The following is a 22,912-nucleotide window of genomic DNA, read 5'->3' as shown; positions in this document are numbered from 1 at the left end:
AATCAGGAATCTTTTTAACTCCTGTGCCTATATTTTACCAAATCAGAAGAATTATGCAACCGATTGCATACGCGTAAACACAATAACTTCAGATCTGTCTAAAATATCATACTAATTAGAGACCAACTTTTCAACTGTTTTGTGCTAGAATAAAGAGGAGTCTAGTCGTGTGAAGGAGAAACTATGGATAAAATTATTTTAAATGGTTGCCGTTTTTATGGCTATCACGGGGCTTTTGCTGAGGAACAGACCCTGGGACAAATTTTTGTGGTAGATTTGGAATTGGCTGTTGATCTAACCAAGGCCTCACAGAGTGACAATCTAGATGATACGGTTCACTATGGATTGGTTTTTGAAGCTGTGCAAAAACAAGTGGAAGATAAAAAGTACATTTTGATTGAGCGTTTAGCTGGTGCAATTTGCGAGGATCTATTTGCACAGTTTCCACCAATTCAATCTATTAAAGTTCGAATTACCAAGGAAAATCCCCCAATTAATGGGCATTATAAGAGTGTTGGTATCGAATTGGAGCGTAGCCGATGACAAGAGTTTATTTGAGTTTGGGATCTAATATGGGAGACCGTCAGGGCTATCTTCAAAAAGCTGTGAAGGCCTTGAATGACCTACCTGAGACGGAGGTTAAAGCGGTATCCTCTTATTATGAAACGGCTGCTTGGGGACTGACAAATCAGGCTGATTTTTTGAATCTTGCCTTGGCTTTAGAGACGAAGTTGCCAGCAGAGACCTTACTAAGGTCATGTCAGCAAATTGAAAAAGATCTTGATCGCGTTCGTCATGAGCATTGGGGGCCTCGGACAGTAGATATCGATATTCTTCTATATGGGCAGGAAATTTGGGAGACTGAGCACCTTAAAGTGCCCCACCCTTATATGAGCCAGAGAGCTTTTGTTTTGGTGCCCTTAGTAGAAATAGCAGATGATTTGGTTGACCCCAAAACTGGGCAAGCCTACAAAAATTATTTGAGTCACTTAAACACTAGTGATGTCCGTAAATTGGAACTTATGGACTAGCTTTGCGTGAAATTCCTTGTCGTCAAGATGGGGAATTTTTGCTATAATTAAACTTGGCTTTTTGCTGTATTTTTCTTCTAATTTTTAGGGAAAAATACTAACTCATTTTTAGGTAGTGATAGTAACATGGGGGAGTCTATCACGATACCTACAAAGAAATCAATGTATAGAAAAAGTATGGAAAATAACATGTTAGATGAACTTAAAGAAGATTTAGTGGGAATTGATATTCGTTTCGACGAACCCTTAAAACGTTATACATATACCAAGGTTGGTGGTCCAGCAGATTATTTGGCCTTTCCACGTAACCGCTATGAACTCTCTCGTATTGTCAAATTTGCTAATAAGCATGACATTCCTTGGTTGGTTCTTGGTAATGCTAGTAATTTGATTGTCCGTGACGGTGGTATCAGAGGTTTTGTGATTATGTTTGACAGACTTAATGGTATCGCAGTTAATGGTTATCAAATTGAAGCTGAAGCGGGAGCTAACCTGATTGCGACGACCAAGGTAGCCCGTTTTCAAAGTTTGACTGGTTTTGAATTTGCAGCGGGGATTCCAGGTAGTGTTGGTGGTGCCGTCTTTATGAATGCTGGTGCCTATGGTGGCGAGATTGCCCATATCTTGGTTTCTGCTCAGGTTCTTACAAAAGACGGTGATGTTCGTACGATTGACGCAAGAGATATGCGTTTTGGTTATCGTCGTTCAGTGCTCCAAGAAACAGGTGAAGTGGTTATTTCAGCTAAATTTAACCTCAAACCAGGAGATTACGAGCAAATCAAGAATGAGATGAATCGTCTTAATCATTTGCGAGAGCTTAAACAACCTCTTGAATACCCTTCATGTGGTTCGGTCTTTAAACGCCCACCAGGTCATTTTGCAGGTCAGCTTATTGTGGAAGCAAATCTCAAGGGACATCGTATCGGTGGTGTTGAGGTGTCAACTAAGCATGCTGGATTCATGGTCAATGTTGATCACGGAACAGCTAAAGACTATGAAGATCTTATTGCAGATGTCATCGCTAAGGTTAAGGAAAATTCAGGTGTAACACTTGAGCCTGAAGTACGTATCATTGGCGACAAATTAAACTAATAAAACCCTATCCCTATATTTGCTATCCATGGAGGATTTATGACAATTGACTAATCCGATTATTGCCTTTCGAAACGTCTCAAAAGTGTTTGAAGATAGTGGCACACAAGTTTTAAAAGACATCAACTTTGAACTAGAAGAAGGTAAGTTCTATACCCTACTCGGGGCTTCTGGTTCTGGTAAATCAACGATTTTGAACATCATTGCAGGTCTCTTAGATGCGACCAGTGGTGACGTCCTTTTGGATGGAAAGCGTATCAATGATATTCCTATTAATAAAAGGGATGTCCACACCGTTTTTCAATCTTACGCCCTCTTTCCACATATGAATGTCTTTGACAATGTGGCTTTTGCCCTTAAATTGAAAAAGGTGCCAAAAAAGGAAATCGAAGAGCGTGTAGAAGAAGCCTTAAAGATGGTTCAACTCAATGGTTATCAAAAACGCTCAATTCAAAAATTATCAGGTGGTCAACGTCAACGTGTGGCCATTGCCCGAGCAATTATTAACCAGCCACGTGTGGTCCTTTTGGACGAGCCCTTGTCAGCACTGGATTTGAAACTACGTACTGAAATGCAATACGAGTTGCGCGAATTGCAGCAACGTCTAGGGATTACCTTTGTCTTTGTTACCCACGACCAAGAAGAAGCCTTGGCCATGTCGGATTGGATTTTTGTTATGAACGATGGTGAAATTGTTCAATCAGGAACTCCAGTTGATATCTATGACGAACCTATCAATCACTTCGTTGCAACCTTTATTGGAGAATCTAACATCCTGCCAGGTGTTATGATTGAGGACTATTTGGTTGAGTTCAATGGGAAACGTTTTGAATCTGTCGATGGAGGAATGCGTCCTAATGAACCTGTCGAAGTGGTTATTCGTCCTGAAGATTTACAGATTACACTTCCTGAGGAAGGCAAATTGCAAGTTCGCGTGGAAACTCAGCTCTTCCGTGGAGTCCACTATGAAATCATTGCCTATGACAATCTTGGTAATGAATGGATGATTCACTCAACCCGTAAGGCGATTGAGGGTGAGATTATCGGTCTTGATTTTACGCCTGAGGATATTCATATCATGCGTCTTAATGAGACAGAAGAAGAATTCGATGCACGTATTGAAGAATATGTGGAAGTGGAAGAACATGAAGATGGCTTGATTAATGCCATTGAGGAGGAGCGCTATGAAGAAAACAGCTAGCCTCTTCTCGGTACCTTACCTCCTATGGCTCTTACTCTTCGTGGTTGCTCCAGTGCTCATGCTACTCTATCAGTCTTTCTTTGATATTAGTGGTAACTTTACATTGGATAATTATGGTACTTTTTTTTCCAGTTGGACTTACTTAAGGATGAGTTTTAACTCGGTTCTTTATGCAACCATCATTACTCTGGTAACTCTCCTTATCTCTTATCCGACGGCATACCTTTTAACCAGACTGAAGCATAAGCAACTTTGGTTAATGTTGGTTATTTTGCCAACCTGGGTCAATCTCCTTCTGAAAGCCTATGCTTTTATGGGGATTTTTGGTCAACAAGGCGGTATCAATGCCTTTCTTGGTTTCTTTGGGATTGCACCCATGCAAATCCTTTTTACGGATTTCTCCTTTATTTTCGTAGCTAGCTACATTGAAATTCCTTTTATGATTCTACCGATTTTCAATGCACTGGATGATTTGGATGAAAATATTGTGAATGCAAGTAAAGATTTGGGAGCCAATGATTGGCAGACCTTTACCAAGGTTATTTTTCCCTTATCGCTTAATGGGGTACGCTCTGGCGTCCAGTCGGTCTTTATTCCTAGTCTCAGCCTCTTTATGCTGACACGTTTGATTGGTGGTAACCGAGTTATCACCTTAGGGACAGCTATCGAACAGCACTTCCTCACGACACAAAACTGGGGAATGGGGGCAACCATTGGTGTTGTTCTTATTGTTGCTATGATTGCGACAATGTGGTTAACAAAGGAGAGACGTCAATGAAAAAATTTGCAAATCTCTATTTAGCTCTTGTCTTTGTTATCCTCTACCTGCCAATCTTTTATTTAATCGCCTATTCTTTCAATAGTGGTGGCGATATGAATAGTTTCACAGGTTTTACTCTGTATAACTACCAGAGCATGTTTTCAGATAGCCGTCTTATGTTAATTCTGGCTCAAACCTTCTTTTTAGCTTTCCTTAGCGCTCTTCTGGCAACGATTATTGGTACCTTTGGGTCTATCTTTATCTATGAGAGTAAACAGAAGCAACAGACTGGGATTTTATCCCTAAATAACGTGCTCATGGTTGCACCGGACGTCATGATTGGTGCAAGTTTCTTGATTCTCTTCACCTTGATTGGTTTCCAACTAGGCTTTGTATCTGTCTTATTGAGTCACATTGCCTTTTCAATCCCAATCGTGGTTCTCATGGTGTTGCCACGTCTCAAGGAAATGAATCGAGATATGGTGAATGCCGCTTATGACCTAGGTGCAACTCAATGGCAGATGTTACGTGAGGTTATGTTGCCATACTTGACACCTGGTATTATTGCTGGTTATTTCATGGCCTTTACCTATTCATTGGATGACTTTGCAGTAACCTTCTTTGTAACGGGGAATGGTTTTTCAACACTTGCAGTGGAAATTTACTCACGTGCACGTAAGGGGATTTCTCTGGAAATCAATGCCTTGTCAACCGTTGTTTTCCTATTCTCTATTCTTTTAGTGATAGGTTATTATGCGATTACCAAGGAGAAGGAGGAGCAGGATGCGTAGACTCTATCAATTTCTGGCAGGTATCTTATCCATTATCTTCTTCCTTTGGGGCATCTCTGCCTACATGCAGAGTCGTACAGGAAATGTGTCAGACAAATTAGTTATCTATAACTGGGGTGATTATATTGACCCAGACCTTCTGACCAAGTTTACAAAAGAAACGGGCATCAAGGTCCAGTACGAAACCTTTGATTCCAATGAAGCCATGTATACCAAGATTAAGCAGGGCGGAACAACCTACGATATCGCTGTGCCGTCAGACTATACCATTGATAAAATGGTTAAGGAAGACCTTTTGGTGAAGTTGGATAAATCTAAAATCAAAGGTTTTGACCAGATTGGTTCAAGCTTTAAAGGGCTTAGTTTTGACCCTCACAATGACTATTCCATCCCTTATTTCTGGGGAACTGTCGGTATTGTTTATAATACAAAATTGGTGAAAAAAGTACCACAGCACTGGGATGATCTTTGGTCACCAGATTACAAAAACCAGATTATGCTAGTTGATGGTGCGCGTGAAGTCCTTGGTTTCTCACTCAATAGCCTGGGATATAGCTTGAATACGAAGAACATGACTGAATTGCGTTTGGCTGAAACTAAACTTAATAGTCTAACACCAAATATCAAGGCTATTGTTGGTGACGAGATGAAGGGCTACATGGTTCAAGGTGATGCGGCCATAGGAGTAACCTTCTCAGGGGAAGCTAGTGAGATGCTTGATAAAAATGAGGACCTACGTTATGTTGTTCCATCTGAAGGCTCAAACCTTTGGTTTGATAATCTGGTGATTCCTAAGACTGTAAAGCATGAAAAAGAGGCATATGCCTTTATCAACTTCATGCTTAAACCAGAAAATGCAGCCCAAAATGCTGAATATATCGGTTACGCCACACCTAACCAAGCAGCTAAAGCCTTGCTTCCAAAGAGTATCACCGATGATAAAGCCTTTTATCCATCAGAATTAACCATTAAAAATCTTGAAGTCTATAACAACTTGGGACAAAAATGGCTAGGAATCTATAACGATATTTACCTTCAAGTCAAGATGTATCGTAAATAAGTCTTTTGAGATTTGAGTTTTAGATGCCATCTAGAATGATTCTTCAAACGATTTTATTTTCGAAAATACTAAGAGGCTGAAACGTAATCGTTTCAGCCTTTTTTCTTACATCAAAAAGTCTCGCCTGTTGCGTACAACTCTCTCGATTGACAGGAGCTTCCAACTTTTTAGGAGTGCTAACACATAAGCGATAAAGAAAGTGTCTCTTTTATACTATTTCGAACGAGCTATACTATTTTTTTTTGAAAAATTGTATCACTGTGCTATAATAAAGCAAAGAAGTTTTTTATGTTTATTTTGGAGGACTTAACATGCAAGCAGCACTTCTCTTTTTACTGTTTTCCTTCCTGATTATTTTGGGAATTCTCATCAGTATGCTTTACGTTGTACGTCAACAGTCAGTGGCTATCGTCGAACGTTTTGGACGTTATCAAAAAATTGCAACGAGTGGGATTCATATGCGTTTACCATTTGGTATCGATAAAATTGCCGCTCGTATTCAACTACGTTTGCTTCAAAGTGAGATTGTGGTTGAGACTAAAACAAAGGACAATGTCTTTGTCATGATGAATGTGGCTACTCAATATCGTGTTAATGAGCAAAATGTAACAGATGCTTACTATAAACTCATGCGTCCAGAAGCTCAAATTAAATCATACATTGAGGATGCTCTCCGTTCATCAGTTCCTAAATTGACACTTGATGAGCTCTTTGAGAAGAAGGATGAAATTGCCCTTGAGGTTCAACACCAAGTGGCCGAAGAAATGACAACTTATGGGTATATCATTGTTAAGACCTTGATTACCAAAGTTGAACCAGATGCTGAAGTTAAACAGTCTATGAACGAAATCAATGCTGCTCAACGTAAGCGTGTAGCAGCTCAAGAATTGGCAGAAGCTGATAAGATTAAGATTGTCACAGCAGCTGAAGCCGAAGCTGAAAAAGATCGTCTTCACGGGGTTGGTATTGCCCAACAACGTAAGGCAATCGTTGATGGATTGGCTGAATCTATCGCAGAACTTAAAGAGGCCAATGTGGGTATGTCTGAAGAGCAGATTATGTCTATTCTCTTGACTAACCAATACTTAGATACGCTTAATACTTTTGCGGCTAAAGGCAATCAAACCTTATTCCTACCAAATAATCCAAACGGTGTGGATGATATTCGTACCCAAATTTTGTCAGCCTTAAAGACAGATAATAAAAATTAAGCACAAAAAGAAGCCAGATCTATACGATCTGACTTTTTTTGTTTTATTTTTCTAGGAATTGTGTCAAACGGATAACTTCAATCTTATAGCCATCTGGATCAGTGATAAAGTAGTACATTTTTGGTTTACCAGGAAGACCTGAGAGGTCTGTGACAGTATAGCCAGCCTCTTTATGAGCTTGGTGTGTAGCTTCTAGGTCATCAACACCAACGGCGATATGACCATATCCATCTCCGAGATCATAAGCTTCATGGTCGTAGTTGTAGGTTAATTCTAACTCGTAATCAGGATCATCTTCGAGTTGCAAGTAGACAAGGGTGAACTTATATTCTGGAAAATCATTGCGACGAGCTTCTTTGAAACCAAGAGCTTCTTTATAAAATTTAAGTGAGGCTTCTAGGTCCTTGACACGGACACAAGTGTGTAGAAATTTAGTCATGTGAGATACTCCTTTTATCTAATTCTGTAAGTTTATGATAGCATTTTGGAACCGTTTTTTCTAGTTTTTGCTATTTTGTGTTATAATGACGAATAACAATCTGTGGAGGATGCTTATGACGATTTTAGCGATTGATTTTGGGGGAACACAGGTGAAGTCAGCACTTGTTTCGGAGGAGTTTGCCATTGAAAAGAGTCTGCCGACGCAGTCATCCCCACAAACCTTGGAACAAGCTATTGACGTGATTGATCAGATAGTTACTTCGGTTGAAGAAGAACTATCAGGTATTGCAATTAGTGTTCCAGGGACGGTTGATACTGAGGAGGGTGTCATTTATCATGGTGGCTTATTGAGGTTCTTTCACGGCTTTCGTATTAAAGAGGTCCTCGAAGCTAAGTACCATCTGCCTGTGATGGCTCTTAATGACGGTAAAGCAGTAGCCTTGGCAGAGCTAGCCACAGGTCATTTGCAAGGAGTGACCAATGGTGCAGCCCTTGTTTTGGGTTCAGGTCTAGGTGGTGGATTTATTATTAATGGTAAACTTTTTCAAGGAAGCCACTTTCAAGCGGGTGAGTTGACCTTTCTTTTACCAGTTCAAATGGAAAAAGTTGATCCTTCATTGATGCGAGGCATGACTTTGTCGGCTGTAGGTTTAATTACCAAGGTAAATGAAGTGCTAGGTAATTCAGATTTAAAGGATGGTTTAGCCGCATTTAAGGCCATAAATGCAGGAGATAAAACAGTCTATTCGCTTTTTGAAAACTATTGTCGTAATCTAGCCATTACCATTTTGAATCTTCAAACCATCTTTGATATGGAAACCTTTGTTATTGGAGGTGGCATTTCAGCCCAGCCGATTCTTATCGAGGAGGTCAACCGCCAGTTTGATAAGGTTCACCATGAGATTGACTTTATCGGTAAAATTATTAAACGTCCCGAGATTGTTGCTTGTCATCATCATAGTGGAGCTAATCTAATTGGGGCAGCCTATTTTCTTAAGCAAAAATAAACGGATACTAAAATCAATTACTGATAAGAATATACATAAAATACCTAACTTTTTTGAGGCGAGCGGTTAATCCCGTTCGTTTTTTACTGTTAACACTTTACAATATTCAGAAAATTCGCTATAATAGGACCATTAAAATTTTGGAGGTGTCTTTATGACAATTTATAATTTCTCAGCAGGACCTGCTACATTACCAAAACCAGTGCTTGAAAAAGCCCAAGCTGAATTGCTTAACTATCAAGATTCCGGTATGTCCGTGCTAGAAATGTCCCACCGTTCTCCAGAATTTGACAAAATCGTTAAAGATGCGGAAGCGACACTTCGTGAGCTCATGGCCATTCCTGATAACTATAAGGTTATTTTCTTGCAAGGTGGTGCTTCAACACAATTTACAATGGTCCCACTTAACCTCGCTCAAGGTAAGAAAGCTTACTACCTTGTAGGTGGTTCATGGGGTAAAAAAGCTTATACAGAAGCTATTAAACTTTCAAAAACCATTCCTTTTGAACCAATTCTTTTGGCCTCTTCAGAAGAAACTGTTTACGATCACATCCCAAGCTTTGACCCAGCAACAATTGATCCAGAAGCTGCCTATGTTCACTTGACAACGAACAATACCATTGAAGGAACATCTATCTACGATTTGCCTGATACTAATGGTGTGCCAATTGTAGCTGACATGTCTTCAAATATTTTGGCTGCTCGTTACAATGTTGAGGACTTTGCTCTTATCTATGCTGGTGCTCAGAAAAATATTGGACCTGCTGGGGTGACAGTGGTTATCGTTCGTGAAGATTTCCTTAACGACCAACCACAATTGTCTGCCATGTTGGATTACCGTATTCAAGCTGAAGCAGGATCACTTTACAATACACCACCATGTTTCAACATCTATATTTCAAAACTTGTCTTTGACTGGGTTAAAAATGAAATTGGTGGCGTGGACAAGATGGCTGAAATTCAACGTGAGAAATCAGGTCTTCTCTACGACTACATTGAATCATCTGATTTCTACACAAATCCTGTCAAAGATGCCAAGGATCGTTCTGTCTGCAATATCCCATTTGTAACACCAAGTAAAGAGTTGGATGCTAAATTTGTAGCAGAAGCAGATGCTCTTGGTTTCAAGAATATCAAAGGACACCGTTCTGTAGGTGGTATGCGTGCTAGTGTTTATAACGCTTTCCCACGTCAGGGTGTACTTGACTTGATTGACTTTATGAAGAAATTTGAAGCCGAAAATAAATAATTAGGTAAAGAGATGGAAATTAGACAAGCCTTCCCAAATGAAATTGGGGCTATCATGACTGTGATTGAGAGTGCTAGAACTGCTTTAGCAGAAGCGGGGAGTACCCAATGGCAAGGAGCTGATGGTTACCCTACTGAAGAAACTATCTTTGACGATGTCCTTAGTGGGCAGGCCTATGTAGGAATTGTTGATGGTCAAATCGTTTCTTATGCTGCGGTGATTGTTGATGGAGACCCTGCTTACGACAAAATCTATGATGGGGACTGGAAACACCACAATAAGCGCTATATTACTTTTCATAGAATCGCCGTTTTAAGTGAATTTACGGGTCAGGGCATTGCTCAAACCTTCATTCAAGGCCTTATTGAGGGAACGGATGCCCATGATTTCCGTTGCGATACGCATGAAAAGAATACTGTCATGCAGCATATTTTGGAGAAACTTGGCTATGTCTATTGTGGCAAGGTTCCTATTGATGGTGAACGTCTTGCTTATCAGAAAATCAAAACTAAGCGAGAGAAAGCCTTCTATCAAGAACTTGATGAAGCAGCTCACCACGGGATACATTGATTTAAGAGGAATAAAATTATGGTATTTAGTGTAAAAACGTATAACAATATTAACCAGATTGGTTTGAAAGAACTTGGAAATCATTTCCAAATTGATGGTGATTTAGCGGAAAACCCTGATGCTTATATCATTCGCAGTCAAAATCTCCATGACACTGTTTTTCCTGACAACTTGAAAGCTATCGCACGTGCTGGTGCAGGAACTAACAATATCCCAGTTGACGAAGCAACTGAAAAAGGGATTGTTGTCTTCAATACTCCAGGTGCCAATGCTAACGCTGTTAAAGAAGCTGTTTTGGCCTCTATCTTACTCTCAGCACGTGACTATATTGCAGCCAATGCTTGGGTTAACACACTTAGTGGTGACGATGTTCCTAAACAAATTGAAGCAGGTAAGAAACAGTTTGCAGGTAGCGAGATTACTGGTAAGACATTGGGTGTTATCGGGCTCGGTGCCATTGGTGCACGTATTGCCAATGATGCTTACCGTTTGGGAATGAAGGTCTATGGTTACGACCCATATGTTTCTATTGAAGCTGCCTGGAATATTTCTCACCATGTAAGACGTGTTTCTGATCTTAAAGAGATTTTTGAAAACTGTGATTATATCACTGTTCACGTTCCATTGACACCAGATACACAGGGAACTTTCAATGCGGATGCCTTTAACCTTATGCAAAAAGGGACAACTATCATTAACTTTGCCCGTGCAGAGTTGGTAGATAACGATGCTCTCTTTGATGCTTTGGAAACAGGTGTGGTTAAACGCTATATCACAGACTTTGGTACAGAAGATCTTCTCAACAAACCTAATGTGACTGTCTTCCCACACGTTGGTGGATCAACAGGTGAAGCAGAACTTAACTGTGCGATTATGGCTGGTCAAACCATCCGTCGTTTCATGGAAACAGGTGAAATTGTTAACTCTGTTAACTTCCCACGTGTGCAACAGGCCTTGAGTGCCCCATACCGTATCACTTTGATTAATAAAAACGTGCCTAATATTGTGGCTCGTATCTCTACTGCGGTTTCTGATTTTAATATCAATATCGATAATATCATCAACCGTTCTAAGGGCGACTATGCCTATACACTTCTTGACCTTGATGAAACAGACAAGTCTAAGATTGATGAATTGGTTGCTAAGTTTGAAGCTAGTGACAATATCGTTCGTGTGCGTTTGATTAAAGGTAAATAATAAGAGTTAATTGACAGGAACAAGAGATTCCTGTCTTTTTTGTTATAATAAAGACATGCTTTATCGTCAGTATTATTTATCTCCTATTGGACGCTTGTGCTTGGTGGCAAGTGACCAAGCGCTTTATGGTGTTTGGTTGGAGGGGCAAAAACATTTTCAGTCAGGAATCAGGGAAGAGGAGCTAGTAGACACCTCAAATCCTATCTTGAAAATGACCAAGAATTGGTTAGAGGCTTATTTTAAAGGTGATCATCCAAGTCCAGATACCCTCCCTCTAGCTGATAGAGGGACAACCTTTCAGCTAAAGGTTTGGTCAGCTTTACGGGACATTCCTGTGGGGGAGAGCAGAACTTATAGTCAGATTGGTAAAGTGATTTTATGTCAATCGGCACAGGCCGTAGGAACTGCTGTTGGTAAGAATCCTTGGTTGATTCTGGTCCCTTGCCATCGGGTTCTTCCTAGTAGTGGTCATATAGGAAATTACGCCGCAGGAGAAGACGCCAAGCGTTTCTTACTTCATTTAGAAGGCATTAGGTTTGACAATCCTTAGACAGATATCTTATGCTAGAAAAAAGGAGAAAAACATGTACACTTTTTATGAATATCCCAAATGTAGCACTTGTCGTAAGGCAAAGGCAGAACTCAATCAATTAGGTTTAGATGTTGAATCTATTAATATTAAGGAAAATCCACCTTCGGCTCAATTTTTAAAAGAGCTTTTGGCAGGGTCAGATTTAGAACTTAAGAAATTCTTCAATACGAGTGGTCAATCCTACCGCTCTCTAGGTCTAAAGGATAAGTTGCCAACCCTATCTCTTGATGAAGCTGTTGAACTCTTAGCTTCAGACGGTATGTTGATTAAACGTCCTATCTTGATTAAAGATGGTAAGGTCTTACAGGTTGGTTACCGTACGCCTTACCAAAACTTAAATTTATAAAAAATAAGCAAAAAATCTTGCCACAGTAAATAAAAGTATGGTAAGATTAAAACAGTTGCCGCTATAGTTAAATGGTATAATAGAGCAATGGTAATGCTCCGTTCCGAGTTCAATTCTCGGTGGTGGCATCTGTGATAAAGTCCAGCCTTAGGGTTGGATTTTTTTATATGAGTTTAAGCTTGTCTCTCTTCGAAGGTATGAGACAAATAAATCACCTATTATGCGAGAGTGTATTGAAAGCTCTAGTGTAGTAAAAACTTTAAATAGGCTATGCCTGCTGATTTATTTTGTGCCAAAGACATGATATAGCTTTGGATAAATTAATATAAAAAGTTTACTGATAATACTAAGTACTGCGAATTCTTCTTTGAGAGTTTGTGACGAGTCAAGTGCACTAAGATTTGAAGAAAATGCTTGGGCACTGGTCGGTGTTTGGTTTTATAGCGTTTAAGCAAATTAACTGTTAGACGGGTGATTATGACTATTGAGAATAGTCTCACGTCGATTCTAATACAACAAAAAGTCATCATATGATGACTTTTTGTTGTATTAGAATTTTGTGTTTATTTTCAAGGAGAGAATAGCAAACAGTATTCTTTAAACTAAGAACGTTTAAGAAGCTTTTTAAGTCCTTGGATAAGTTTGTATTTTAAAGGTTGTGGGTAATAACGGAAGGTTCCCATCTTACGAACAATATAACCGTTAAAGTTTTGTTTAAATCGTAGAACTCCATCAGAGCCGTCAAACACGCCTGTAATTCCAAGGAAATTATAACTCATAATATTTCTCTTCAAAGTGCATTTCATGGCATGATACTGAATTAAGAAAGCAGCAGAGAATTTTTGAAATTCTGTATAGGAACCTCCAAAAAGATAGGTGGCCTGATCTTGTGTATATAGTATTAAAGCACAAGCAAGAAGTATCTTCTCTGTATTAATTTTTTGTTTGAGCTCTGAAATGATCTGTTTTTGTTTATTCAATTTTTGAGCTTGTTGCTCATACTGTTTGCTCTTAGGGTTCAGTGAGGTAAGTTTACTATTTATGTGATCTAAGCTTTTTTCAAAATCTAACTCTGCTACCAAGAAATCAGCGTTATCACCAAATGCATCATATAGATCTGTATAATAATCTAAACTTTTATCTTCAAACCCTTGCCTTTTTCCGGTTTCTTCTATAATCTTTTTGAATTCTGGGATTTCGCCTTTATTTATTTTGCGAACAATAACATTATAGTCGAGAGCAGTTTTGATGTTTCTGACGCTATTTTTGTTAAATGATTTTAATAAAGATGTTTCATCAAAGCCCTCAAGATTTTTCAAATAATGCCAAGTTGGTTCCCCTTCAGGATAGCCTACCTGTAAACCATCAAATTTGTAGCCAAGATCTGTTAGTGTAGAAATTAATTCTGTTTTCTCAGGTTCAGTAGGCTTTCCATCAATTTCAAATGTCTGATAAGTGTCGTCTGGCTTCACAACCAATTCTAGAGCTCCCTGTTTCTTAGCAAAAAGTTGTAATTCATGATAAAAACTCTTTAAATCGGATTCATTTGTATACGATGGACCACTATTAATTTCTATTCTGACTCCTCCAGTCAAATGCTTCATGAAAGCAATAGCAGCAACAGTAATTTCATTATTACTTTTCCAACCTAAAAACTTAGTCTCGAATCCTCTTTTTCTTAGGAGATTAGACATTGATACTGTTTGCATGAACGAATGTTCTTTACATTTTTCTATGAAAGATGTAAACTCTTCCTCTTTCAAAATTGTAAAACTCATTTTATTTCCTTTCGATTACAAGTAAATAGTTAGCCCTATTGTAAAATGAAGTGCAACACAAAAGACATGTTCATCTGATATACTAGAGTTGCGAAAAACAGTATAAAGGAAGATGAACATGTCCACTAATTATTCTACCACAAATCAATCATACAAGCACTTATCTGAAGCTGAGCGAGGGGAAATTGAAGCTTATTTAAGCGTAGGACTCAAACCTGCTGAGATTGCTCGTAGACTAGGGAGAAATCGCTCTACTATTACTCGTGAAATTAATCGTGGTTCCATAACACAAGTGAAAAAAGTAAATGGGCAAAAGGTCTATTACCAACACTATTATGCAGATGCTGCTCATAACCGTTATCGTCATGCTAGAGAAGCCAGCTATTATTTGAAACTGGATTCCGTATCGGATGACTTTCTGAGAGCATTTACAGAAGCAATGAGAGAGAAACCAAGGGTGCATAGCGTGGATACCTTTGTTCATACCTATAGACTCCAACATGTAGATGCAGTTGTTCCTTCAACCAAGACGCTCTATAACTATATCCATCAAGGATTGTTAGAGATTAAGGTCATTGATTTGCCAAGAGCAGTGCGGATCCGTAAGAAATTTACCAAGCGCCCCTCTACCAAGAAACATCTAGGAAAGTCAATTGAAGAAAGGCCAGAAGAAATCAATAATCGTTCCCGTTTTGGAGATTGGGAAATCGATTCTGTTCTGGGTGGAAAGACAATAGGAGAACCTTCTATTCTAACCTTGGTAGAACGACAAACACGCTATGCTGTCACAAAGAAACTCGTGGAAAAGAAAGCAGAGTATGTCAATCAAGCAGTCTTAGAGTGTATGAAACTTTATCCCATTAAGTCCATAACTGCAGATAATGGAAACGAATTTTCATCATTGAGTAAGATAGAGGGATTAGATGTTTATTTTGCACATGCCTATTCATCTTATGAACGAGGTACAAATGAGAATTTCAATGGACTACTAAGAGAGTTCATTCCGAAGGGGTGTTCGTTAAAAGAACTAAATCAGAATCTTTTAGAGGACTATACAAAGGCTATCAATGAAAGACCTAGACGAATTCATGGCTATCAGTCCGCAAAAAAGCTGTTTGAGCTAACTCAAACAGCTTGAAAGATACTCACTTAATCAGAGGAACATCTTTGTTGCACTTGACTTGACAATTAGGGAAGTAAATAGTTATATAAAATATTATAACAAAAATAAGTTCAGATGCTTCAAACTATCTGTATTTCAAATTGACTATAATCACAGAATGATAAAGTCTAGTAATTTTACATTATATAAATCTAGGTACAGTGAGCTTCCAGATTCTATCGTTGACAACGAAAGGAAGATAGCAGAAGCTTTTTGAACAACAGAAGTTGTTAAATCTGACGAGTTACCGTTTTATACACGTCATTTTATGAAAAATACAAAGTCTCCAAGGGTTGGTATTGTTGTTCCTAGGCTATAAAAAATCAAGGCTGGGTAAGTCGTCTAACATCTGATAATATTAGTGTTTATTTTATTCAAGGAAAGAAGCAACATCAATGGTGATTATTGATAAGTTAATCATTTGATATAGATCGATACCAATATTAAAAAGTGTCGGAGTAGTGTCTCCTACGTTTGGAGTTAGCAGGACTTTTAAAAGAAATAATGGAGCAATTTGAAAAAAATAATCAGCTTTCCTTCAGCTTTCTTTAAGCAACCCAAGCTACACTATAATCATCCTAATAAGTATTGCTGAACATGGTTCGGTAGAACTCACACCTCTGACGCTGAGTCAGACAGTGAAACTTTCTTTTTTTCATAAATTTCCCAAACAAGTCTAACCTACCATAGTTGGGCTTGTTTTTTGGAATAAGCAAATCAGCCTTTTCATCAAAAGTAAACGCTTACGCAAATTTAGTGAAAACGTTAGGCAAATTCAGTGAAAACGTCTAAAAAACCGTTAATTCGTTGACTTTCGTGGAAAATAGGACTAAAATAACAGGGTAAAAAAAATTAAAAGGAGAATTCTACTATGAATTTAACTATCTTAGGCCTCGGTTTGGCCGTTATGGGTGTATCTATTGGTGAGGGTATCCTCGTTGCCAATGTCGCTAAAGCTGCAGCTCGCCAACCTGAGATGTTTAGCAAACTTCAAACATTGATGTTTACTGGTGTTGCCTTTATCGAAGGTACCTTCTTCGTATTGTTTGCCCTTAGCTACATTGTCTAATAGACAAATAAAAAGATGAAGGAGGGATGAGCAGTGGAAACTACAAGTAATCCAACCGTCTCATTATTTGGGATTGATTTTGACTTGACTGTCCTTGCCATGTCTCTCTTGACAGTAATTATCGTTTTTGGAGTGGTTTTCTGGTCAAGTCGTAAGATGACCATTAAACCAAAGGGAAAACAAAATGTGCTTGAGTTCATCTATGAGTTTGTGAACAGTACCATTTCTCAAAATCTTGGGAAATTCACGAAGAATTATAGTTTGCTCTTGTTTGTAATTTTCACCTTTGTTTTTACAGCGAACAACTTAGGTTTGCTTGTATCTGTAAAAAGTGAGCATTACAATTTTTGGACTTCTCCAACATCGAACTTCGGTGTTACTATCACTCTTTCTTTGATTATTACCCTCATTAGTCATATTGAGGGGATCCGTAAAAAAGGGTTTAAAGGCTATCTAAAAGGCTACCTTTCACCATACCCAGCTATGCTCCCAATGAACATTTTGGAACAATTAACCAACCTTGCTTCATTGGCCTTGCGTTTGTTTGGTAACATTTATTCTGGTGAGGTACTTACTGGCTTGATTCTTAAATTGGTGACATGGTCTGTCTTTGCAGCACCTGTATCCTTTGCTTTGAACCTTGTCTGGGTTGCCTTTTCAGCCTTTATCGGCTTCATCCAAGCCTATGTCTTTATTATCCTAAGTTCAAACTATATTGGTGATAAAGTCAACGAAGAATAATTAAGAAAGGGAGAAATGAAATGTCATTACTGATTAATAGTACGACACTTGGTAATATCATTATCACACTCGGCTCAGTTTTTCTCTTGTATTACCTCATCCGTAAATTCGCATGGGATCAAATTACAGGAATCTTTGCTGCTCGTGAAAAGAAAATTGCCACAGATATTGATAGTGCTGAAAATGCTCGTCAAGAAGCAGAAAGCTTGGCACAAAAACGTCAAGATGAGTTAGCAGGTGCTCGCACTGAAGCGGCTCAAATTATTGATGGGGCCAAGGAAACTGGTAAAACTCAAGAATCAAAAATCATTGCAGAAGCACATGATGAAGCTAAACGCTTGAAAGAAAAAGCAAATCAAGACATCGCCCAAAGCCGTGTGGAAGCACTTGCTGGAGTTAAAGGTGAAGTTGCAGACTTGACTGTCCTCTTGGCGGAAAAAGTTATGAAACAAAACCTTGATGCTAAAGCGCAATCTGACTTGATTGATAGCTATCTTGATCAATTAGGAGATGCTTAATGGATAAGAAAACACAAGCTCTTGTTGAGCAGTATGCCAGAAGCCTGGTAGAAGTCGCTTTTGAACAAGACGCCGTGTCAACAATCCAAGAAGAAGTAAGGCAAATCCTAACAGTTTTTGCTGAAACAAATCTAAAAACCTTCTTGTCGCAGGAAAATGTGACAAGTGAAGCTAAAAAAGAAAGTTTGAGCTTGTTTCAAGAGTCTTGTTCAGTGTATATGAACAATTTTCTTGAGGTAATCTTACTCAATGACCGTGCCAACATTCTCTATGATGTGTTGAAGTTGGTCCTTGAGCTCTTTGATCAAGAAGACAATACTTACGATGTCACAGTGACATCAGCAAGTCCCTTGTCTGAAGAACAAAAAGCTCGACTTTTGGCGATTGTTTCACAAAAATTTGAGATTAAGACACGTCGTTTAGTAAAAAAAATTGATGAGGACCTCATCGGAGGATTCGTCATCAAAGCAAAAAATAAGGTTGTTGACACGTCAATTCGCAGTCAATTGCAAACCTTTAAAACGAATTTGAAATAGAAAGTGGTGTGACTTTTGGCAATTAACGCACAAGAAATTAGCGCTTTAATTAAAAAGCAAATTGAAAACTTCCAGCCAAACTTTGACGTCACTGAAACTGGTGTCGTTACCTATATCGGTGACGGTATCGCACGTGCTCGTGGTCTTGATAATGCTATGAGTGGTGAGTTGCTCGAATTTGAAAATGGTGCCTATGGTATGGCCCAAAACCTTGAAACTAATGATGTCGGTATCATTATCTTGGGGGATTTCGTAGCAATTCGTGAAGGCGATATTGTTAAACGTACTGGAAAAATTATGGAAGTTCCAGTTGGTGAAGCCCTTATTGGTCGTGTAGTAAACCCACTTGGGCAACCAGTTGATGGTCTTGGTGACATCGAAACAACAGGTTTCCGTCCAGTTGAAACACCTGCTCCAGGTGTTATGCAACGTAAATCAGTTTCTGAGCCATTGCAAACTGGTCTTAAGGCCATTGATGCCTTGGTTCCAATCGGACGTGGTCAACGTGAATTGGTTATCGGAGACCGCCAAACTGGTAAAACTTCAGTAGCCATTGATGCGATCTTGAACCAAAAAGGTCAAGATATGATCTGTATCTATGTGGCTATTGGTCAAAAAGAATCAACAGTTCGTACACAAGTAGAAACTCTCCGTAAACACGGTGCTCTTGATTACACAATCGTTGTGACTGCCTCTGCATCACAACCATCACCATTGCTTTACATTGCGCCTTATGCTGGTGTTGCAATGGCTGAAGAGTTCATGTATAACGGAAAACACGTACTGATTGTTTATGATGATTTGTCTAAACAAGCCGTGGCCTACCGTGAACTTTCATTGCTTCTCCGTCGTCCACCAGGTCGTGAAGCTTACCCAGGGGATGTCTTCTATCTCCACTCACGTCTTTTGGAACGTTCAGCTAAAGTTTCGGATGATCTTGGTGGTGGTTCAATTACTGCCTTGCCAATCATCCAAACGCAAGCCGGAGATATCTCAGCATATATCGCAACAAACGTTATCTCAATCACAGATGGACAAATCTTCTTGCAAGAAAACTTGTTTAACTCAGGTATTCGTCCAGCCATTGATGCGGGTTCTTCCGTATCACGTGTAGGTGGATCAGCGCAAATTAAAGCGATGAAGAAGGTTGCTGGTACACTTCGTCTTGACTTGGCTTCATATCGTGAACTTGAAGCCTTTACGCAATTTGGTTCAGATTTGGATGCTGCGACTCAAGCGAAATTGAACCGTGGTCGTCGTACAATCGAAGTTTTGAAACAACCGCTTCATAAACCACTTCCAGTTGAGAAACAAGTTGTTATCCTTTACGCTTTGACACACGGTTTCTTGGATAGTGTTCCGGTTGATCAAATCTTGGATTTTGAAGAAGCACTCTATGACTACTTTGATGGTCACCATGAGGATATCTTTGAAACTATTCGTACAACTAAGGATCTTCCTGAGGAATCTGTACTTAATGAAGCTATCCAAGCTTTCAAAGATCAGTCAGAATATAAATAGAAATAGGGAGGACAGCATATGGCAGGCTCTCTAAGAGAAATCCAAGCAAAAATTGCTTCAACAAAGAAAACGAGTCAAATTACAGGAGCCATGCAAATGGTTTCTGCATCAAAATTGACACGTTCTGAGCAAGCTGCTAAAGATTTCCAAATCTATGCCTCAAAAATTAGACAGATCACAACAGATCTTCTACATTCAGAATTGATTAATGGTTCGTCAAATCCAATGTTGGACGCACGTCCAGTCCGTAAGACAGGTTACATTGTCATTACTTCAGATAAGGGACTAGTTGGGGGTTATAACTCAACAATTCTTAAAGCTGTGTTGGACATGATTAAACGTGACCATGATTCTGAAGATGAATATGCTATCATTTCTATTGGTGGAACAGGTTCAGATTTCTTCAAGGCTCGTAACATGAATGTTGCTTTTGAACTTCGTGGCCTTGAAGATCAACCTAGTTTTGAACAAGTCGGAAAAATCATTTCTAAAGCAGTAGGAATGTATCAAAATGAACTTTTTGATGAACTCTATGTGTGCTACAACCACCATGTCAACAGTTTGTCTAGTGAGGTTCGTGTGGAACAAATGCTTCCTATCGCTGATTTGGATCCCAATGAATCAGAAGGTCATGTGTTGACCAAGTTTGAATTGGAACCAGATCGTGACACTATTTTGGATCAACTCTTACCACAATATGCTGAGAGTCTTATCTACGGTGCTATCGTAGATGCCAAAACAGCTGAGCACGCAGCTGGTATGACTGCAATGCAGACAGCCACTGATAATGCGAAGAATGTGATTAACGATTTGACAATCCAATATAACCGTGCGCGTCAAGCTGCCATCACTCAGGAAATTACTGAAATCGTTGGCGGTGCAAGTGCACTTGAATAGCTAGAGATTTGTCTTAATTAGACACACATGAAAAAAGGATGATTGTCATCCAGAAAACTATCATAAGGAGAAAACAATGAGCTCAGGCAAAATTGCTCAGGTTGTTGGTCCTGTTGTAGACGTAGCGTTTGCAGCTGGTGATAAACTTCCTGAGATTAACAATGCATTGGTCGTTTATACTGATGAACAAAAGTCTAAACGTATCGTGCTCGAAGTAGCTCTTGAACTTGGAGAAGGTGTGGTTCGTACCATTGCCATGGAATCTACTGATGGATTGACTCGTGGACTAGAAGTTCTGGACACTGGACGTCCAATCAGCGTTCCTGTTGGTAAAGATACCCTTGGACGTGTCTTTAACGTTCTTGGTGATACCATTGACTTGGAAGCACCTTTTGCAGACGATGCAGAGCGTGAACCAATTCACAAAAAAGCACCAACTTTCGATGAATTGTCAACATCTACTGAAATCCTTGAAACAGGGATTAAAGTTATCGACTTGCTTGCCCCTTACCTTAAAGGTGGTAAAGTCGGACTCTTTGGTGGTGCCGGTGTTGGTAAAACCGTTCTTATTCAAGAGTTGATTCACAACATTGCCCAAGAGCACGGTGGTATTTCCGTGTTTACAGGTGTTGGTGAACGTACACGTGAAGGTAATGACCTTTACTGGGAAATGAAAGAATCTGGCGTTATTGAGAAAACAGCCATGGTCTTCGGTCAAATGAATGAACCACCTGGAGCACGTATGCGTGTTGCCCTTACTGGTTTGACAATTGCGGAATACTTCCGTGATGTCGAAGGTCAAGACGTGCTTCTCTTCATCGATAACATCTTCCGTTTCACTCAAGCAGGTTCTGAGGTTTCTGCCCTTCTTGGTCGTATGCCATCAGCCGTTGGTTACCAACCTACACTTGCTACTGAAATGGGTCAATTGCAAGAACGTATCACATCAACTAAAAAAGGTTCTGTTACATCAATCCAAGCCATCTACGTTCCAGCCGATGACTATACTGACCCAGCGCCAGCTACAGCATTTGCTCACTTGGATTCAACAACCAACCTTGAACGTAAGTTGACACAAATGGGTATTTACCCAGCCGTTGACCCATTGGCATCAAGCTCACGTGCCCTTTCACCTGAAATTGTTGGTGAAGAACACTATGCTGTTGCGACTGAAGTTCAACGTGTGCTTCAACGTTACCGTGAATTGCAAGATATTATCGCTATCCTTGGTATGGATGAATTGTCAGACGAAGAAAAAACATTGGTTGGACGTGCTCGTCGTATCCAATTCTTCTTGTCACAAAACTTCAACGTTGCTGAACAGTTTACAGGTCAACCAGGTTCTTATGTTCCAGTTGCTGAAACTGTTCGTAGCTTTAAAGAAATCCTTGAAGGTAAATATGACAATCTTCCAGAAGATGCCTTCCGTAGCGTAGGTCCAATTGAGGATGTAGTAGCTAAAGCTAAAGCTATGGGCTACTAATGAGGTGAATATATGGCACAAATGACCGTACAAGTGGTAACTCCGGATGGTCTTAAATATGACCACCATGCCAGCTTTATCCACGCGGTTACTAAAGATGGTCAAATTGGTATCTTGCCAGGCCATATTAACTTGATTGCGCCACTTGAAGTGGATGAACTCAAGGTTCGTCGTGTGGATGACGAGAGTCACGTCGATTGGATTGCCGTAAATGGTGGTATCATCGAAGTTAAAGATGATTTTATTACTATCGTTGCCGATTCAGCAGAACGTGAACGCGACATTGACGTTTCTCGTGCCGAACGTGCCAAGCAACGTGCCGAACGTGACTTGGAAGAAGCAACTAAATCTGACCGTATTGATGAAGTTCAACGTGCTCAGGTTGCTCTCCGTCGAGCACTTAATCGTATCAGTGTCGGTACAAAATAAGATAAACAAAAAGCGAGACTTAGGTCTTGTTTTTTGTTTGTCTTAAAAGAAAACATAAAAAGAAAACATAAGAAGTAGCAAGGTTATCAAAGAAAGCTCATTGTAAAACCTATCTGAAGGTAAGATAAAATAATCAGATTTTCAGTCCTGAAAACGGTTAATTTAGCTTTTGCTTTAGTTTAAGGTATCAAAGTGTTATAATATAAGCTGTTAGCTTTATATTTTAAGAG

25 protein-coding genes and 1 tRNA gene are annotated in these 22,912 nt (G+C 39.4%); 24 read left to right on the top strand and 2 right to left on the bottom strand.

From position 1 onward, the window contains the following. The first annotated feature begins 183 nt into the window (after positions 1 to 183). The 8 genes from folB to NSQ79_RS07825 all read left to right on the top strand — a co-directional run bounded on the left by folB (position 184) and on the right by NSQ79_RS07825 (position 7,146). Positions 184 to 543, top strand: coding sequence for a dihydroneopterin aldolase (gene folB / locus NSQ79_RS07860; RefSeq protein ID WP_004183107.1), 360 nt, complete (start codon positions 184 to 186; stop codon positions 541 to 543). Next, positions 540 to 1,031 (top strand): 2-amino-4-hydroxy-6-hydroxymethyldihydropteridine diphosphokinase, encoded by a 492-nt coding sequence (gene folK, locus NSQ79_RS07855; protein ID WP_004183105.1) that lies wholly within the window; start codon positions 540 to 542, stop codon positions 1,029 to 1,031. Before folB ends, folK begins: the two co-directional genes overlap by 4 nt. 189 nt (positions 1,032 to 1,220) lie before the next feature. Beyond that, positions 1,221 to 2,123 (top strand): UDP-N-acetylmuramate dehydrogenase, encoded by a 903-nt coding sequence (gene murB / locus NSQ79_RS07850; protein WP_070579544.1) that lies wholly within the window; start codon positions 1,221 to 1,223, stop codon positions 2,121 to 2,123. A 46-nt stretch (positions 2,124 to 2,169) separates the two neighbouring features. Next, entirely contained in the window at positions 2,170 to 3,324 is a 1,155-nt protein-coding gene (locus NSQ79_RS07845; protein ID WP_002884517.1) for an ABC transporter ATP-binding protein, read from the top strand. Beyond that, the gene (locus NSQ79_RS07840) at positions 3,308 to 4,102 is read left to right on the top strand and encodes an ABC transporter permease (protein ID WP_164332052.1); all 795 of its coding nucleotides are present in this window, start codon (positions 3,308 to 3,310) and stop codon (positions 4,100 to 4,102) included. Before NSQ79_RS07845 ends, NSQ79_RS07840 begins: the two co-directional genes overlap by 17 nt. Beyond that, a complete protein-coding gene (locus NSQ79_RS07835; protein ID WP_164332053.1) occupies positions 4,099 to 4,875 on the top strand; it encodes an ABC transporter permease in 777 nt (258 codons plus the stop codon). Before NSQ79_RS07840 ends, NSQ79_RS07835 begins: the two co-directional genes overlap by 4 nt. Continuing rightward, positions 4,868 to 5,935 (top strand): ABC transporter substrate-binding protein, encoded by a 1,068-nt coding sequence (locus NSQ79_RS07830; protein WP_045768446.1) that lies wholly within the window; start codon positions 4,868 to 4,870, stop codon positions 5,933 to 5,935. The genes NSQ79_RS07835 and NSQ79_RS07830 overlap by 8 nt, the downstream gene beginning before the upstream one ends. 311 nt (positions 5,936 to 6,246) lie before the next feature. Then, positions 6,247 to 7,146, top strand: coding sequence for an SPFH domain-containing protein (locus NSQ79_RS07825; RefSeq protein ID WP_004183097.1), 900 nt, complete (start codon positions 6,247 to 6,249; stop codon positions 7,144 to 7,146). 43 nt (positions 7,147 to 7,189) lie between these two features. Here the strand turns inward: NSQ79_RS07825 and NSQ79_RS07820 are convergent, their stop codons facing one another. Then, complete coding sequence (locus NSQ79_RS07820) at positions 7,190 to 7,585, bottom strand: VOC family protein (RefSeq protein WP_002884456.1); 396 nt, start codon at positions 7,583 to 7,585, stop codon at positions 7,190 to 7,192. A 115-nt stretch (positions 7,586 to 7,700) separates the two neighbouring features. Between NSQ79_RS07820 and NSQ79_RS07815 the strand changes: the two genes are divergently transcribed. From NSQ79_RS07815 to NSQ79_RS07785, 7 genes are all read left to right on the top strand, one after another. Further along, entirely contained in the window at positions 7,701 to 8,594 is an 894-nt protein-coding gene (locus NSQ79_RS07815) for an ROK family protein (protein WP_049529419.1), read from the top strand. A 154-nt stretch (positions 8,595 to 8,748) separates the two neighbouring features. Continuing rightward, positions 8,749 to 9,843, top strand: a complete 1,095-nt coding sequence (serC, locus tag NSQ79_RS07810; RefSeq protein ID WP_045768723.1) for a 3-phosphoserine/phosphohydroxythreonine transaminase — start codon at positions 8,749 to 8,751, stop codon at positions 9,841 to 9,843. Positions 9,844 to 9,855: 12 nt separating this feature from the next. Continuing rightward, on the top strand, positions 9,856 to 10,413 hold the full coding sequence (locus tag NSQ79_RS07805; RefSeq protein WP_045768722.1) for a GNAT family N-acetyltransferase: 558 nt from the start codon (positions 9,856 to 9,858) through the stop codon (positions 10,411 to 10,413). 18 nt (positions 10,414 to 10,431) lie between these two features. Next, positions 10,432 to 11,610, top strand: a complete 1,179-nt coding sequence (locus NSQ79_RS07800) for a 3-phosphoglycerate dehydrogenase family protein (protein WP_004183085.1) — start codon at positions 10,432 to 10,434, stop codon at positions 11,608 to 11,610. Positions 11,611 to 11,665: 55 nt separating this feature from the next. Next, positions 11,666 to 12,160: a methylated-DNA--[protein]-cysteine S-methyltransferase gene (locus NSQ79_RS07795; RefSeq protein WP_045768746.1), complete on the top strand. Its 495-nt coding sequence runs from the start codon at positions 11,666 to 11,668 to the stop codon at positions 12,158 to 12,160. A 34-nt stretch (positions 12,161 to 12,194) separates the two neighbouring features. Then, entirely contained in the window at positions 12,195 to 12,548 is a 354-nt protein-coding gene (locus tag NSQ79_RS07790; RefSeq protein WP_014633495.1) for an arsenate reductase family protein, read from the top strand. A gap of 57 nt (positions 12,549 to 12,605) precedes the next feature. Further along, positions 12,606 to 12,676 (top strand) — tRNA-Thr (locus NSQ79_RS07785). A gap of 474 nt (positions 12,677 to 13,150) precedes the next feature. On the opposite strand, the gene NSQ79_RS07780 is transcribed toward NSQ79_RS07785, so the two are convergent. Beyond that, on the bottom strand, positions 13,151 to 14,326 hold the full coding sequence (locus NSQ79_RS07780; protein WP_004183079.1) for a peptidoglycan bridge formation glycyltransferase FemA/FemB family protein: 1,176 nt from the start codon (positions 14,324 to 14,326) through the stop codon (positions 13,151 to 13,153). 118 nt (positions 14,327 to 14,444) lie between these two features. Between NSQ79_RS07780 and NSQ79_RS07775 the strand changes: the two genes are divergently transcribed. From NSQ79_RS07775 to NSQ79_RS07735, 9 genes are all read left to right on the top strand, one after another. Beyond that, positions 14,445 to 15,464 carry an IS30-like element IS1139 family transposase gene (locus NSQ79_RS07775; RefSeq protein ID WP_171021848.1) on the top strand — a complete coding sequence of 340 codons (1,020 nt, stop codon included), beginning with the start codon at positions 14,445 to 14,447 and terminating at the stop codon, positions 15,462 to 15,464. Between the two features lie 895 nt (positions 15,465 to 16,359). Then, positions 16,360 to 16,557, top strand: coding sequence for a F0F1 ATP synthase subunit C (locus NSQ79_RS07770; RefSeq protein ID WP_004183077.1), 198 nt, complete (start codon positions 16,360 to 16,362; stop codon positions 16,555 to 16,557). A 33-nt stretch (positions 16,558 to 16,590) separates the two neighbouring features. Continuing rightward, on the top strand, positions 16,591 to 17,298 hold the full coding sequence (atpB, locus tag NSQ79_RS07765; RefSeq protein WP_004183075.1) for a F0F1 ATP synthase subunit A: 708 nt from the start codon (positions 16,591 to 16,593) through the stop codon (positions 17,296 to 17,298). A gap of 20 nt (positions 17,299 to 17,318) precedes the next feature. Further along, complete coding sequence (gene atpF / locus NSQ79_RS07760) at positions 17,319 to 17,816, top strand: F0F1 ATP synthase subunit B (RefSeq protein ID WP_002886161.1); 498 nt, start codon at positions 17,319 to 17,321, stop codon at positions 17,814 to 17,816. Further along, positions 17,816 to 18,352 (top strand): F0F1 ATP synthase subunit delta, encoded by a 537-nt coding sequence (locus tag NSQ79_RS07755; RefSeq protein ID WP_014633493.1) that lies wholly within the window; start codon positions 17,816 to 17,818, stop codon positions 18,350 to 18,352. The genes atpF and NSQ79_RS07755 overlap by 1 nt, the downstream gene beginning before the upstream one ends. 15 nt (positions 18,353 to 18,367) lie before the next feature. After that, positions 18,368 to 19,873 carry a F0F1 ATP synthase subunit alpha gene (gene atpA, locus NSQ79_RS07750; RefSeq protein ID WP_014633492.1) on the top strand — a complete coding sequence of 502 codons (1,506 nt, stop codon included), beginning with the start codon at positions 18,368 to 18,370 and terminating at the stop codon, positions 19,871 to 19,873. A gap of 18 nt (positions 19,874 to 19,891) precedes the next feature. Continuing rightward, complete coding sequence (locus NSQ79_RS07745) at positions 19,892 to 20,770, top strand: F0F1 ATP synthase subunit gamma (RefSeq protein WP_002886026.1); 879 nt, start codon at positions 19,892 to 19,894, stop codon at positions 20,768 to 20,770. Positions 20,771 to 20,846: 76 nt separating this feature from the next. Beyond that, positions 20,847 to 22,253: a F0F1 ATP synthase subunit beta gene (gene atpD, locus NSQ79_RS07740; RefSeq protein WP_002885994.1), complete on the top strand. Its 1,407-nt coding sequence runs from the start codon at positions 20,847 to 20,849 to the stop codon at positions 22,251 to 22,253. 12 nt (positions 22,254 to 22,265) lie between these two features. Next, a complete protein-coding gene (locus tag NSQ79_RS07735) occupies positions 22,266 to 22,682 on the top strand; it encodes a F0F1 ATP synthase subunit epsilon (RefSeq protein WP_002890211.1) in 417 nt (138 codons plus the stop codon). Positions 22,683 to 22,912 lie beyond the last annotated feature (230 nt).

The organism is Streptococcus sp. FSL W7-1342 (assembly GCF_037966635.1).
Taxonomy (GTDB): Bacteria; Bacillota; Bacilli; order Lactobacillales; family Streptococcaceae; genus Streptococcus; species Streptococcus salivarius_D.
The sequence above is the reverse complement of the archived record's forward strand: the minus strand, read 5'-3'. Positions and strand labels throughout refer to the sequence as shown.

Bases quoted from the DNA above. Each gene is read 5' to 3' on its own strand.
- folB (WP_004183107.1), top strand. From the start codon at position 184: ATGGATAAAATTATTTTAAATGGTTGCCGTTTTTATGGCTATCACGGG.
- folK (WP_004183105.1), top strand. From the start codon at position 540: ATGACAAGAGTTTATTTGAGTTTGGGATCTAATATGGGAGACCGTCAG.
- murB (WP_070579544.1), top strand. From the start codon at position 1,221: ATGTTAGATGAACTTAAAGAAGATTTAGTGGGAATTGATATTCGTTTC.
- NSQ79_RS07840 (WP_164332052.1), top strand. From the start codon at position 3,308: ATGAAGAAAACAGCTAGCCTCTTCTCGGTACCTTACCTCCTATGGCTC.
- NSQ79_RS07835 (WP_164332053.1), top strand. From the start codon at position 4,099: ATGAAAAAATTTGCAAATCTCTATTTAGCTCTTGTCTTTGTTATCCTC.
- NSQ79_RS07830 (WP_045768446.1), top strand. From the start codon at position 4,868: ATGCGTAGACTCTATCAATTTCTGGCAGGTATCTTATCCATTATCTTC.
- NSQ79_RS07825 (WP_004183097.1), top strand. From the start codon at position 6,247: ATGCAAGCAGCACTTCTCTTTTTACTGTTTTCCTTCCTGATTATTTTG.
- NSQ79_RS07820 (WP_002884456.1), bottom strand. From the start codon at position 7,585: ATGACTAAATTTCTACACACTTGTGTCCGTGTCAAGGACCTAGAAGCC.
- NSQ79_RS07815 (WP_049529419.1), top strand. From the start codon at position 7,701: ATGACGATTTTAGCGATTGATTTTGGGGGAACACAGGTGAAGTCAGCA.
- serC (WP_045768723.1), top strand. From the start codon at position 8,749: ATGACAATTTATAATTTCTCAGCAGGACCTGCTACATTACCAAAACCA.
- NSQ79_RS07805 (WP_045768722.1), top strand. From the start codon at position 9,856: ATGGAAATTAGACAAGCCTTCCCAAATGAAATTGGGGCTATCATGACT.
- NSQ79_RS07800 (WP_004183085.1), top strand. From the start codon at position 10,432: ATGGTATTTAGTGTAAAAACGTATAACAATATTAACCAGATTGGTTTG.
- NSQ79_RS07795 (WP_045768746.1), top strand. From the start codon at position 11,666: ATGCTTTATCGTCAGTATTATTTATCTCCTATTGGACGCTTGTGCTTG.
- NSQ79_RS07790 (WP_014633495.1), top strand. From the start codon at position 12,195: ATGTACACTTTTTATGAATATCCCAAATGTAGCACTTGTCGTAAGGCA.
- NSQ79_RS07780 (WP_004183079.1), bottom strand. From the start codon at position 14,326: ATGAGTTTTACAATTTTGAAAGAGGAAGAGTTTACATCTTTCATAGAA.
- NSQ79_RS07775 (WP_171021848.1), top strand. From the start codon at position 14,445: ATGTCCACTAATTATTCTACCACAAATCAATCATACAAGCACTTATCT.
- NSQ79_RS07770 (WP_004183077.1), top strand. From the start codon at position 16,360: ATGAATTTAACTATCTTAGGCCTCGGTTTGGCCGTTATGGGTGTATCT.
- atpF (WP_002886161.1), top strand. From the start codon at position 17,319: ATGTCATTACTGATTAATAGTACGACACTTGGTAATATCATTATCACA.
- NSQ79_RS07755 (WP_014633493.1), top strand. From the start codon at position 17,816: ATGGATAAGAAAACACAAGCTCTTGTTGAGCAGTATGCCAGAAGCCTG.
- NSQ79_RS07745 (WP_002886026.1), top strand. From the start codon at position 19,892: ATGGCAGGCTCTCTAAGAGAAATCCAAGCAAAAATTGCTTCAACAAAG.
- atpD (WP_002885994.1), top strand. From the start codon at position 20,847: ATGAGCTCAGGCAAAATTGCTCAGGTTGTTGGTCCTGTTGTAGACGTA.
- NSQ79_RS07735 (WP_002890211.1), top strand. From the start codon at position 22,266: ATGGCACAAATGACCGTACAAGTGGTAACTCCGGATGGTCTTAAATAT.